At 67.8% G+C, this 12534-nt stretch carries 12 protein-coding genes; all 12 read right to left on the reverse strand.

Annotation, left to right across the window (positions count from 1 at the left end):
• Window positions 1–4 precede the first annotated feature (4 nt).
• Window positions 5–1126, reverse strand: a complete 1122-nt coding sequence (locus VFP86_05260; protein HET8999034.1) for a mandelate racemase/muconate lactonizing enzyme family protein — start codon at window positions 1124–1126, stop codon at window positions 5–7.
• An 84-nt stretch (window positions 1127–1210) separates the two neighbouring features.
• Window positions 1211–2086 carry a transporter substrate-binding domain-containing protein gene (locus VFP86_05265; GenBank protein ID HET8999035.1) on the reverse strand — a complete coding sequence of 292 codons (876 nt, stop codon included), beginning with the start codon at window positions 2084–2086 and terminating at the stop codon, window positions 1211–1213.
• A gap of 74 nt (window positions 2087–2160) precedes the next feature.
• Complete coding sequence (locus tag VFP86_05270) at window positions 2161–3357, reverse strand: mandelate racemase/muconate lactonizing enzyme family protein (protein HET8999036.1); 1197 nt, start codon at window positions 3355–3357, stop codon at window positions 2161–2163.
• Between the two features lie 17 nt (window positions 3358–3374).
• Entirely contained in the window at window positions 3375–4535 is a 1161-nt protein-coding gene (dgoD, locus tag VFP86_05275; protein HET8999037.1) for a galactonate dehydratase, read from the reverse strand.
• Window positions 4532–5338, reverse strand: a complete 807-nt coding sequence (locus tag VFP86_05280; GenBank protein ID HET8999038.1) for an amino acid ABC transporter ATP-binding protein — start codon at window positions 5336–5338, stop codon at window positions 4532–4534. The genes dgoD and VFP86_05280 overlap by 4 nt, the downstream gene beginning before the upstream one ends.
• On the reverse strand, window positions 5338–6069 hold the full coding sequence (gene ehuD, locus VFP86_05285; protein ID HET8999039.1) for an ectoine/hydroxyectoine ABC transporter permease subunit EhuD: 732 nt from the start codon (window positions 6067–6069) through the stop codon (window positions 5338–5340). The genes VFP86_05280 and ehuD overlap by 1 nt, the downstream gene beginning before the upstream one ends.
• A 13-nt stretch (window positions 6070–6082) precedes the next feature.
• Window positions 6083–7102 carry an alcohol dehydrogenase catalytic domain-containing protein gene (locus tag VFP86_05290; protein ID HET8999040.1) on the reverse strand — a complete coding sequence of 340 codons (1020 nt, stop codon included), beginning with the start codon at window positions 7100–7102 and terminating at the stop codon, window positions 6083–6085.
• 6 nt (window positions 7103–7108) lie between these two features.
• Window positions 7109–7984, reverse strand: coding sequence for a dihydrodipicolinate synthase family protein (locus VFP86_05295; protein ID HET8999041.1), 876 nt, complete (start codon window positions 7982–7984; stop codon window positions 7109–7111).
• Window positions 7985–7994: 10 nt separating this feature from the next.
• The gene (locus tag VFP86_05300) at window positions 7995–8828 is read right to left on the reverse strand and encodes an IclR family transcriptional regulator (protein HET8999042.1); all 834 of its coding nucleotides are present in this window, start codon (window positions 8826–8828) and stop codon (window positions 7995–7997) included.
• An 86-nt stretch (window positions 8829–8914) separates the two neighbouring features.
• Window positions 8915–11227 carry a xanthine dehydrogenase family protein molybdopterin-binding subunit gene (locus VFP86_05305; GenBank protein ID HET8999043.1) on the reverse strand — a complete coding sequence of 771 codons (2313 nt, stop codon included), beginning with the start codon at window positions 11225–11227 and terminating at the stop codon, window positions 8915–8917.
• Complete coding sequence (locus VFP86_05310; GenBank protein HET8999044.1) at window positions 11220–11699, reverse strand: (2Fe-2S)-binding protein; 480 nt, start codon at window positions 11697–11699, stop codon at window positions 11220–11222. The genes VFP86_05305 and VFP86_05310 overlap by 8 nt, the downstream gene beginning before the upstream one ends.
• On the reverse strand, window positions 11696–12534 hold an 839-nt coding region (locus tag VFP86_05315), incomplete at its 5' end, for an FAD binding domain-containing protein (protein HET8999045.1). The genes VFP86_05310 and VFP86_05315, both read right to left, overlap by 4 nt.

Genomic DNA, 12534 nt, shown 5'->3' on the forward strand with positions numbered 1-12534 from the left:
CCTGCTAGCGGTCCGTTCGGTACCGCTCGACCACCTCGTCGTTGAGCTCCACCCCGAGGCCCGGTGTCTGGGGGATCCTGGCGACCCCCTGGGCCACCTGCACGTCGGTTCGAACGAGGTCACGGCGCAGCGGCGACTCCGCCACCGTGTACTCGACGAACGGAATCTCGGCCAGCGTCGCGGCGAAGTGCAGGGTCGCGGCCACCAGAATACCCGACTTCCAGGCGTGCGGGACGCACAGGGCGTGATTGGCCGCGGCGAGGTCGGCGATACGCCGGCACTGCGTGAACCCACCGGCGCGGGCCAGATCCGGCTGGATGACATCGAGATGGCCGATCTCCAGCAGGTCGCGGAACGCCGTCGCGAGCGTTTCCTGCTCCCCCGTCGCGATACGCATCCCCCGGGCCGCGGCGGTCAGCCGCGCCCAACCGGCGAGGTCGTCGCTGGCCAGGGCCTCCTCGAGCCAGAACGGCTGGTACTCGGAAAACGCGTCCACCCGCCGGATCGCTTCTCGCACGGTCCAGCAGGCCCCGGCGTCGACGAGCAGCGCGGCATCGCCGATGGCCTCCCGGGCCGTCCGCACCAGCGTAACGTCGGTGGCCAGATCCGGGCCCATCGGTCCCCACCCAAACTTGACGGCCCGGTACCCCTCCGCGATGTGGCGCCGGGCGCGCTCCCGCATCAAGCCCAAATCCGCTTCGAAGAGCATGCTGGCGTAGACGGGCATCGTCTCGCGCCGTGCGCCGCCCAACAGGGTGTGGACGGGAACCCCGAGCGCCTTGCCCTTGATGTCCCAGAGGGCGATGTCGACCGCGCTCATCGCCTCGATGGTGACCCCGCCGCGGCCCATCCACAGCGTACCGTTGTACATCTTGTCCCACAGCCGCTCCGTGTGGAGCGGGTCCTCCCCGACGAGCATGCCGGCGAGGCCGCGAGACCGCATCCATGACTCCGGCGCGTCGACGAGCGCCCTGACGACCGCAGGAGACGAGTCCGCTTCCCCCACCCCTGTGATCCCGGCATCCGTATGGACGCGCACGATGACGTCGTCCTGGATCCCGTCCGCGCGGGTCCAATCCAGATCGGGAATCCGCAGCGGGATCGCTTCGACCTTCGTGATCTTCATGCCGCCTCCTCAAAGGCCCGCTGGCGCGATGACGCCAGGTGGAGGGCGGGGGCGGCCCGACGGCCGCCCCCTCGCCGCACAAGTCTACTTGGTCACGACGGGCCAGTACCACATGTTCCTGAGGCTGAGGCCTCCGTCTTCCAGGACCTTGGGGATCCCGTCCCGCTTCCCGCGCAGTTCGTCGATCGCGCGCGAAATCGCGAAGTTGAGATCGATGTCGTCCTTCCGGATCCCGTATCGAGCATACCCGTACTCTTCAAGCGAAGGGGAGTAGCCGCTGGCGAACTCGATCGGCACGCCGGGATGGTTCTTGATGAACAGGCCGACTTTGATGTCGTCCTCCATCGACACGTCAATGCGCCCCGCCACCAAATCGGCAAACTCCGCCTCGTTCGTGGTGTAGAGTTTGAGCTCTTTCAGGTCCTTGCGCTTCCCGAGGAGATCGTGGTTGAAGCTGCCGCGGACAGTCCCCACGATCTTGCCCGCGAGATCAGCCGCGGTGTGAATGCTCTTGGGATTCCCCTTGTGGACGGCGAGCGATGAGCCGTACCAGTAGGCCGGGCTGGTGAAATCGATCACCGCCAGCCGCTTCGGGTTCTCGTGGATGTTATCGGCGGCGACGTCCCAGCGCTTCGAGATCAGCCCGGGAATCATCGCGTCGAACTGAACGATCTGCCAGGAGACCTTCTCGATCCCGAGGAGCTTGGTGATCATCCGGAAGATCTTGACATCGAGGCCATCGAACTCTTTGGTCTTCTCATCCTGGTACGTGAACGGGTAATCGTTGGCGATCCCGATCACGATGCCTTCGCGAAGGACGCGTTTGAAGGAGCCATCGCCCCCCGTGAACGAGCCGACGCCCCCGATCCCCCCCACCCCTGCGGTGACCGGGAACGATGTAGCGACCACAAAGAGCACCGCGAGGAACACGAACACCATTCCCCGAGTCTTACCCTGCATCCCGTCATCCCCCCTTTCTCATCTGACTGACTGAGCCGACGTTGCCGGCCTTACTGTCCCATCGGTATTGCCGTTCAGGACCGCGATCGTTTCACCCGGGCCGCGGCGGGCGTCTGGTCACGCGAGAATCGGCGCCGCTCCCATCCGGCCTCGAACAGATTGAAGAAGCCTTGGACGTATGGGTGCTCCCTGGCGGCGTCTTCATTGAAGTCGGCGCCGATCCCCGGGCCGGACGGCAGCGGGAGACACCCGTCCACCACGCGCGGGACCCCGCTGAAGACGTCCCAAAGCCAGGACTCTTGGAAATCGTCGAACACCTCGAGAATCTTGAAGTTGGTCATCGCCGCGCAGGCATGGGCGGTGGCGGCCGTGCAGAACGGGCTGTTCGCGTTGTGCGGGGCGACCGTGATGTAGTGGGCGTCGGCCATCGCGGCGATCTTCTTCAGCCCTAGGAAGCCTCCGGCGTGAGCGATATCCGGTTGGACGATATCCGGCACAACGTGCTGAAAGAGCCGCCCGTACTCGACGTGGCCGAAGACCCGCTCTCCCGTGGCGATGGGCACGGGGCTCCCCGCCACGACTCGGCGAAGCGCTTCCATGTTCTCCGGGGGCACCGGCTCTTCAAACCACGTCGGCCGGTACGGGGCCAGCGCGCGCGCCAGCGCAAGCGCTGTGGCAGGCGTGAAGCGGCCATGGCCCTCCACGTGGATCTCGAAGCGCGGGCCGACCGCGTCCCGAATCGCGGCCACGATCTCGACGCTGCGGTCGAACTCCTCCGGCTCGAGCTCGTAGAAGCCCGGGCCGAAAGGGTCCACCTTGAGCGCGGTGTACCCCTTGCGCCGCACGCCCTTGCTCAGGCGGGCGAAGTCGGCCGGGGCGCGGGTCTCCGTCTGGTACCATCCGTTGGCGTAGGCCTTGAGCCGATCCCAACAGGTCCCGCCCAGCAATTGGTACACCGGCTGGCCGGTGACCTTACCCAAGATGTCCCAGCAGGCCATCTCCACGGCGCTCAGGCCGCTCATCGCAACGACGCCCCCGCGCCAGAACTCGTCGCGGTACATATGATTGACGAGGTCTTCGATGCGAAGCGGGTTGGCGCCCAAGACGAATCGCTGAAAGAGACCCTGCAAGTATCCCACCACGCCCTCTTCGCGGTTTTGCGTGGTGGCCTCGCCGACACCGTAGACACCCTCATCGGTGGTGACTTTCACCATGATGAGGTTGCGCCAGCTGGTGCCGATGACGACCGTGCGCGCATCGCTGATCCGCATGCCGCGTCTCCTCACCCTCACCAGTCGGCGACTGCGCCGTCATCGTAGAAGTAGCGCATCAGCGGCTCCTGGGTCATTGGGTACTTCGTCGTCTTGCGCTCATCAATATTGATGCCGAGCCCAGGACGGGTCGGCGGGAGCATGTACCCCGCGTCTCGCTCCAGGGGCTGGTCGACGATGTCGTCTCGCCAGTGCACGTCCGCCCGCATCTGTTCCTGGATGAGAAAGTTAGGGGTGGACAGGGCAAAGTGAAGACAGGCGGCCTGGGCCACCGGCCCCCCGGGGTTGTGCGGCGCTACCGAAATGTAGTAGGGCTCCGCCATCGCAGCGATCTTCTTCAGTTCCGAAAGTCCCCCGCAGTGCCCGACGTCAGGCTGCAGCACGGCGCACGCCCGCTGCTCCAGCAGGGGGCGGAATTGGAACCGGGTCACCAGCCGCTCCCCGGTGGCCACGGGGCACGGCTGCTGGCGCGCCACCTCCGCCATCGCCTCCACGTTCTCGGGCAGGCACGGTTCTTCAATGAAAAGGGGCGCGTACGGGGCGACCGCCCGACCGTACTGGATCCCCATCGCGGGGGTGGTGCGGCCGTGAAAGTCGAGCATGATGTCCACACCGTCACCCACCGCGTGCCGCAACGCCCCCATCAGCCGCTCCACGAGCTTCACCGGCTTCGGCCCGTCGAGGGGGGCGGTTCGGGGAACGCACACCGCTTTCACCGCAGTATAGCCCTGCTCCACGGACGTCCGCGCATGCGAGGCGACCTCTTCTGGGTCAAACGACTCGTAGACGGCGTCCGTGTGCCCGCCCCCCAGGTGATCGTACAGGCGCACCCGGTCGCGCACGGCCCCACCGAGGAGTTGGTAGGTAGGCACCCCGTGCACTTTGCCGGCGATATCCCACAAGGCCTGATCCACGCCGCTCGCGGCGCTCATCGCCACGATCCCGCCGCGGAAGAAGCCTTGGCGGCTCATGACCTGCCACAGATGCTCGATGCGGAGAGGATCCTCCCCGACGAGAAACACGGCGAGGTCGGCCAGGCACCCGGCGACCGCTCGCGTTTTCCATTCGGTGGTACACTCCCCCCACCCCACTACGCCCGCGTCGGTCTCCACCTTCGTGAAGATCCAATTGCGCATGCCGGCCCCGACGATGACCGGGGACACGGCCGTGATCTTCATGGAGAAGAGGTGGCCGTAAACGCCGCCGTGTCGCCCAGCTCCGCGTTTCGATCGAGGATGGATTGGAGGAACTGCCTTGTGCGCTCGTTTCTCGGGGCGGAGAAGATCTGCTGGGGTGTGCCTTCCTCCATGATGATGCCATCGGCCATGAAGATAACCCGGTCGGCGACGTCCCGCGCGAACCCCATCTCGTGGGTGACGACGAGCATCGTCATACCTTCGGCCGCCAGTTGGCGCATCACCCGCAGCACCTCACCGATCAGCTCCGGATCGAGCGCCGACGTGACCTCGTCGAAGAGCATCGCCTTCGGCTGCATGGCCAGCGCCCGGGCGATGGCCACCCGCTGCTGCTGGCCGCCGCTCAACTCGTGCGGGTAGGCATCGACTTTGTCGGAGAGGCCGACTTTCGCCATGAGCGCCAGCGCGCGCCGCCGCACGTCGTCCCTGGGCTCCCCGCGAACGTGGACGGGGGCCACCATCACGTTCTCCAGGGCGGTGAAGTGCGGAAACAGGTTGAACGACTGGAAGACCATTCCGACCTCCGACCGCAGCGCCTCGATCTTGTGATCGGGGTCGACGACCTGCTTTCCGCCATGGGTGAACCGGTACACGGGAATCCCCTCAATGTAGATCGTCCCGCTGTCGAGCGGCTCCAGATGGTTGATGCACCGCAGAAGGGTCGACTTCCCCGCCCCGGACGGCCCGATGAGGCAGACGACCTCGCCCTTTTGGATCTCGAGCGAGACGTCTCGCAGGACGCGGAGGCGGCCGAACGACTTGCAGATGCCTTCCAGACGGATCATCAGACCGCTCCTTGGGGCGCGCCCCGGGTGGGCCCGCCCATTGGCGCGCGCCGCTGAGGTCTGTACCCGATCTTCATCCGCCGCTCCAGATACTGGACGCCGAGCGACCCCGGGTAGGAGATGGCGAGGTAGATGACGCCGATGATCGTGAAGATGGCGAAGTACTGAAAGTTCGTGGCCGCGATGATCTGACCGGTGAAGATCAATTCCCTGACCGTGATCAGCGACGCGAGGGCCGTGTCTTTAAAGAGGGAGATGAAATAATTCCCCAGCGGCGGCACGACGATACGGATCGCCTGCGGGAGAATGATCAGCCGCATCATCAGTGTCCGCGACATCCCGAGGGCCTGCGCCGCCTCGAGCTGCCCCTTCGCCACCGCCTGTATCCCGGCGCGGTACACTTCCGAGAGGTAGGCGGAGTAGTTCACCGTCAGGCCGATCACCCCGGCCGTGAATGGGGGGAGCTTGATGCCGAAGGCGGGCAGGACGAAGTAGATATAGAAGAGCTGCAGCAAGGCGGGCGTCCCGCGGATGATCTCGATATAGAAGGTGGCCACCGTCCGCACGGCCCGGAACCTGGTCATGCGCGCCAGCGCGACGATCAGCCCGAACACGAGGCTGAGCGCCATCACAGTGAGGGTGAGCTCGATGCTGATCAGCGCTCCGCGGAGGAGATCGGGGAGGTATTCTCCCGCGTTGCTGAAGTTAAAGAGCGTGAAGATCCCGCTCATTCCGCCCTCCTACTCAGCTCGCCGGCGTCAGCACGGCTTTGATCAAATCGCCCGGATCGGTCGTAAGCTGCCGGAACACCGCGGGCCCCGCCTCGAGCGCGTACGGACGGGCCCACTCTCCCCGAATCAGCCCGGTACCGAGCAGCTCCACGGCCCGGACGAAGTCGTCATAGGTATAGGCGTAGGAACCCCGAATCGTCACCTCGCGGTTCACGATGTCGACCGCGTTGAGGGATGTCATCTCTTCCCCGAGCCCGAGCAGCACCACCGTCCCTCCGGTCCGAACGCTCGCCAGAGCCGCCTGGCGCGTCGCGACGCCGCCCACCGCTTCGATGGCGAGATCCACGCCCTCACCGCCGGTCAGTTCTCGTATCCGGGCGACCGCATCCCCGGTCCGGGCGTTGAGCGCTGCCGTGGCACCGACCCGTTCGGCAAGGGCCAACCGGGCAGGGACGATGTCCACCGACACCAAGACGGGCGGTGAAAGCAGATGCGCAAGGTGGAGCGCCATCACCCCCTGCGTCCCTGCTCCGAAGATGGCGATCCGCCGGACGAGCCCGTGGAGGTGCCGATTAAAGATGTGGACGGCGTTCGCCAGGGGCTCGGCCAGGCTCGCCGTAAACACGGACATCCCGGCCGGAACCCGAACCACCGACGCCCGCGGAACCGCCGTATATTCGGCGAAGCCTCCCGGCCGGTGAACCCCGATCACCTGCCGGGATGGGCACTGCGACGACTCCCCCCGGCGGCACGCCGGGCACCGGCCGCAGGTCATCAGCGGGTACACAGTCACGGCGGTCCCGACGGCAAGGTCGCTGACCGCCTCCCCCACGCCGGCGACGACGCCGGCGAACTCATGGCCCATCACCAGCGGGGGCTTCCGGTTGAGGCTCCGTCCCAGATACCCGTGGAGGTCTGAGCCGCAGACGCCCGACGCCTCTACCTTGACGATGACTTCCGTGGCGCGCGGCGCAGGCGTCGGCGAATCTTGAATTTCCAGCCGGTGGGGCTCGACGTAGACGAGCGTACGCACAGGTTCTTACGCCCCCACGAGTGGCATCACGGTCCCGAGGATGCGGCGACGCACGTCGCTCAGCGGCGCGAGCGGACCGCGAACCTCATCGGAGCTGATGACGCCCCTGTGGCGCAAGGCGTACTTGATCACCGCCGGGTACTCATCGATCCCGATCATCACCTCGTTGACGAATGGGAGCAACCGCGCGAACAGGCGGGACGACCCGGCCAAGTCTCCAGCGCGTGCCGCATCAAACCATGCCCGCGCCTCGGCGGGGAAGACCTGCGGGGTCGCCGTGATCGCCCCCTCGCAGCCCCGCACGACCTGCTGGTGCATCACCTCGTCCGATCCCGCGAGCAGGATGAGGTCGCCGCGCGCCTTCGCGGCATCGACTTTGTGGATCGTGGTATCCGTGATCTTCACGTGACGGATATTGGAGCGCAGCGCGGCGAGGCGTGCATAGTCGTCGACCGTCAACACCGTCTTGGTCGTATAGGGGTTGTCGTACACGATGATCTCGCGGTCCGTGTAGCCGGAGACCTCACGGAAGAACGCCGCGACCGTCTCGGCCGTGTGGCGGAAATAGAACGGCAAAGGCACCAAGTAACCGGCCGCGTCGTGCTCGTCACCGAAGCGCATCAGCTCGCGGATGTTGTCGAGGCTGGTCTCTGCGACCCCGACGATGAGGCGAAGCCGGCCCCGCATGGCGCGGCTGAACAGTTCAATCGTGGCAGTGCGCTCGGTGAAGGTCATGCTGGGCCCTTCTCCCGTGCTGCCGGCGACCACCATCCCATCGAGGGCAGGCGCGCAGGCGTCCACGAGCCGGGCGATGCTCTCGCCGTCCACCCTCCCGTCACGAAAGGGAGTGATGACCGGTGGGAACAGACCGCGAAACTCCATCACGCGCACCCTAACGCCGTCCCGCCGCGACAGGCCGTTGCCCCCACGACCCCGAGCGGTCGCGCTCCGCGCCGAGCGCCCCTCGATACGCGCCCTGGAACCCGAGGGCCCGCGACACGCGCCGGGCGGCGTCGCAGACCTTCCCCAGGACCTCGGGGATGCGCTCCGCGGGCAACCGCACGGCAGGCACCGACGCGCTGATCGCCGCGATCACGTGTCCGTGCTGGTCCAGGATCGGGGTCGCCAGGCACCGCAGACCATCGGTCGATTCCTCCCGGTCGAACGCGAACCATCGATCCCGGGTCACGCGCAGCTCTTCGCGCAGGCGAGCGGCCGTCGTGATCGTCTGAGGAGTCAGCCGGGCCAAGCGCACACCCTTGAGCCGGGCGTTCAGCACCCGTTCGTCGAGCATCGCCAGCAGGATCTTGCCCACCCCCGTCGCGTGCGCCGGGAGCCGCCGCCCGACCGCGGACACCATGCGCATCGGCTGGCTGGACTCTTCCTTGGCGACATAGACCACGTCCAGCCCGGCCAGCACGGCCAAGTGACAGGTCTCGTCGAGCGTCCGCGAGAGCTCTGCGAGCACACGCTGGCCTTCTCGGACGAGGTCCATGCTTTCTGCGTACGCGCGGCCGAGCGCGAAGACGCGCACGTCCAGCCGGAACCGGCTGGTGACGTGGTCGCGCGCGACGTATTCGCGGGCCTCCAGCGTCCGGAGGATCTGCAGGGCGCTGGACTTGGGGATCCGCAGGGCGTGGCTGATGTCGGCGAGCGACAGCCCCTGCCGCTGCTCGCTGAGCAGCTCCAACAGGTTGAGGGTCCGCTCGGCCGACTTGACCAGCATCACGCGCGTTCACGTATGTAAATGATGTTCATGGGCGTATGCTCTTTGCCCGCACGAGCTGCTTCTCCTGCCGCGGCGGCACGCCCTTATGGATCTCGGAACAGGCCCAGCGCCCGCGCCACACGTTCCGGAGTGATCGGCAGCTCGGTGATCCGCACGCCCACCGCGTCCTCGATCGCGTTCGCGACCGCCGCGGCCGGAGGGGCGATCGGCGGCTCGCCGATCCCGCGGGCGCCGAACGGCCCCTTGCCCTCACCGGATTCGACGATGAGCGGCTCGACATCGGGGACGTCGAGCGACGAGGGGATGAGGTACGTCGCGAACAGCGTGGAAAGGTTCACGCCGTGATCGAGCACCACCTCCTCCATCAGCCCGTAGCCCAGGCCCATCACCGCACCGCCCTGGATCTGCCCTTCCACGCTCTGCGGGTTGATGGCCCGTCCGACGTCGTGGCACGCGATGTGCCGCAGCACACGGACGTGGCCGGTCTCCGTGTCCACCTCGACGTCCACGGCGTGGGCCCCGAAAGCGTAGTCCGGAAAGACGCGGCCGCCCCCGTGCTCGAGATCGATGGGATCGCCCGCGGGCGCATGATAGACGGCCAGCGCGCTGCGCGACACTCCGGACCGGGCGCACTCCTTCATCACGGCCGCAAGCGCGACCCGTTGACCATGGGGGGCAACGGCGGCCCCCTCTCGCATCTCAAGTGCAGCCGCCGGCGTCTCGAGCATCCGCGCGGCGACCTCGAGGATCTGCCGGCGAAGGACCGTGGACGCCTGGAGGACGGCGTTGCCCGACATATAGAGCTGGCGGGTGGCGGTGGTCGTGCCGGCCAGCGGTGTGAGGGCGCTGTCGGCGATATGGATCGAGACCCGACCGACGTCGAGCCCCAGCACCTCGGCCGCGATCTGGCAGAGCGACGACGCCTGCCCGCCGCCGACATCCGGAGTCCCCGTGCGCACGACCAGGCTCCCGTCCATCTCGAAGCCGACCCACGCGCTCGCCCAATCGTGGAGCCACACGATCCGTCCGTAGGGCTGCATATTGCAGGCGAGGCCGCGGCCCACGCGGTGCTCGGGCGTGGAGGGTGACGGGCGTGGGCCGAGGGCGTCCCAGGCCCGCCGCGCCGCCTCGGCGACGGCGACGTGCGTGTCGAGCTCCTGCCCGATGGGCAGGCGATCCCCCTTCACGAGCGCGTTCCGGACGCGCAGCTCGACCGGATCGATCCCCAACCGGCGCGCCAGCTGGTCCATCTGAGACTCGTATCCCAAGACCATCTGCATCGCTCCGAACCCGCGCATCGCGCTCGTGGGCGGATTATTCGTGTACGCGACGCGCGCCTGCACGGAGACGTGGGGAACCCGGTACGGCCCGGCCGCGGTCACGGCGGCATACATCAAGACGAGCGCGCTCAGGTACGCATAGGCGCCCGAGTCCGCGAGGAGATCGACGGCCTGCGCCACCAGCTCGCCCTCTCGCGTCGCTCCGGTGCGGTATCGCAGGACAAAGGGGTGGCGCTTGGGACGCGCCAGGAGGGACTCCTGACGCGTCCACGTCATCTTCACCGGCCGCCGGGTGCGCCACGCCAAGAGGCCGAGGAACACCTCGACGGTGACGTCCTCTTTTCCACCGAATCCGCCGCCGACATACGGCCCGATCACGCGGACTTTGTTGTGGGCCAGCCCCAACACCTCGGCCACCGCGCGAAAGTGTTCGATCACCTGGGTGGACACACGGATCACCAGCACACCGTCGCTGTCGATCCAAGCGACGCCGCTCTCGGGCTCGAGGTACGCGTGGTCGATGAACTGACACCGATACGTTCCCTCGACGACGACCGCGGCCCGCGCGAGCGCGGCCTCGGAATCGCCGCAGCGGATTTTCCAGGACGCCAGCAGGTTGCCCTCGTCGTGCACCTTGGGGGCGCCTGCCTGGAGCGCCGCAACGGGGTCGAACACCCCCGCGCAGGGCTCGTACTCGACGACGATCAGTTCGGCGGCCTGCTGCGCGAGCTCCCGCGTTTCCGCGGCGACCAGGGCGACCGGCTCACCCTGATACCGCACCACGCCATCGGCGAGCACGTGGATCCGGGCGCGCAGGGCTCCCACCTCGCTCGTCTGTCCGGGCACGTCCGTCCACAGCGTGTTGTTGGGGACGTCCGATGCGAGCAACACCGCCGCGACCCCCGGGAGCGCTCGGGCCGGAGACGGATCGATGCGCCGGATCCGCGCCGACGGATAGGGCGATCGCAGGACCGCCCCGTGCAGCATCGCGGGCATCTCCCAGTCAGCCGCGTACAACGTGCGGGCCTGGACCTTGTCGACGGCGTCGTGGCGCGTCACCCGCTGTCCGACGACCCGCAGGCGCTCTTTCGGAGGATGGAGGACCTGCCTAGCCACGGCCGGCCCTCCCATCGGCGACGCGTGCGATCGCGTCGATGATCTTGACGTAGCCCGTGCAGCGGCAGAGATTGCCGGCAATCGCCCGCCGGATCTCCTCCCGCGACGGCGTGGGGTGATCCCGCAAAAACGCGTACGCGGTCAGGAGCATCCCCGGGATGCAGAACCCGCATTGCGCGGCGCCGTTGATCGCGAACGCCTCTTGAAGCGGGTGGAGTGTCTCTCCCTCCCCCAGGCCGCGCACGGTGGTGATGCGGCGGCCTGCGACCCGAGGGATCAGTAGGAGGCACGCGCTCACGGGTTCGTCGTCGAGGAGCACCGTGCACGTTCCGCAGACGCCTTCGCCGCATCCCTCCTTGACTTCCAGCGCGCCCAGGTCGTCCCGCAGCACGTCCAGCAGCGTATGGTGCGCGGGAACATGGACTTCCCGGGATTGTCCGTTCAGGATGAAGGCGACGGCGCGCTCGTTCACGTCTGCCTCCCATCGGCCGCCGCGGCAGCCGCCCGCTGGAGGGCTCGCGCGGTGATCACGCGCGCGAGATGGCGGCGATACGCGGCGGATGCGTGCGCGTCCCCCTCGGGTTCGATCTCGCGGGCCGCCTCCTCTGCGGCGCGGCGGAGGATGCGGGGGTCGGGCCGCTCGCTCGCGAGAGCGGCCTCGACGCCGGGGAGGCGCAGGGGAGTCGAGCCCGCGCCGGCCAGCGCCACGCGGGCCCGTGCGATCTCGCCTGCCGGCCGGAGCTCGACGACGGCCACGGCCGCGACGATGGCAAAGTCGCCCGCGCGCCTGGTGAATTCGGTCACGGCGTACCCGACTCTGGGCCCGAGCACCGGGAGGCGGATCCCAACGATCACCTCGTCCGGTGCAAGCGCCGTGGTGAGCGCCCCGACAAAAAATTCGTGCGCAGGGATGGCGCGCTCCCCGGCGGCCCCCCGCACAACCAGCGTCCCGTCGAGGGCGCGGACCACGGCCGGCAGTTCGGCCGCCGGATCGGCGTGCGCGAGGCTCCCGCCGATCGTCCCCAACGTGCGGACTCGGACGTTGCCGATCAACACCGCGGCCTCCTGAAGAATGGCGCAGGCCGCGAGGGCGCCCTCGCCGCGCTCCAGCGCCCGATGCCGGACCAACGCGCCGATGAAGAGATCGTCCCCGTCACGGCGCACGACCCGCAACTCCTGGATACCATTGAGGTCGACCACCACCTCGGGGCGCGCGAGCCGGAGGGTCAATAGCGGCACCAGGCTCTGTCCGCCGGCCAGCGCTTTGGCGCGCTCCCCGTACCTCGCGAGCAGCGCCGTGGCTTCGT

This window comes from bacterium (genome assembly GCA_035703895.1).
Taxonomy (GTDB): Bacteria; Sysuimicrobiota; Sysuimicrobiia; order Sysuimicrobiales; family Segetimicrobiaceae; genus Segetimicrobium.

Coding starts and splice junctions, on each gene's coding strand:
- VFP86_05265 (HET8999035.1), bottom strand. CDS start 2,086: ATGCAGGGTAAGACTCGGGGAATGGTGTTCGTGTTCCTCGCGGTGCTC.
- dgoD (HET8999037.1), bottom strand. CDS start 4,535: ATGAAGATCACGGCCGTGTCCCCGGTCATCGTCGGGGCCGGCATGCGC.
- VFP86_05260 (HET8999034.1), bottom strand. CDS start 1,126: ATGAAGATCACGAAGGTCGAAGCGATCCCGCTGCGGATTCCCGATCTG.
- VFP86_05270 (HET8999036.1), bottom strand. CDS start 3,357: ATGCGGATCAGCGATGCGCGCACGGTCGTCATCGGCACCAGCTGGCGC.
- ehuD (HET8999039.1), bottom strand. CDS start 6,069: ATGAGCGGGATCTTCACGCTCTTTAACTTCAGCAACGCGGGAGAATAC.
- VFP86_05300 (HET8999042.1), bottom strand. CDS start 8,828: ATGCTGGTCAAGTCGGCCGAGCGGACCCTCAACCTGTTGGAGCTGCTC.
- VFP86_05280 (HET8999038.1), bottom strand. CDS start 5,338: ATGATCCGTCTGGAAGGCATCTGCAAGTCGTTCGGCCGCCTCCGCGTC.
- VFP86_05295 (HET8999041.1), bottom strand. CDS start 7,984: ATGGAGTTTCGCGGTCTGTTCCCACCGGTCATCACTCCCTTTCGTGAC.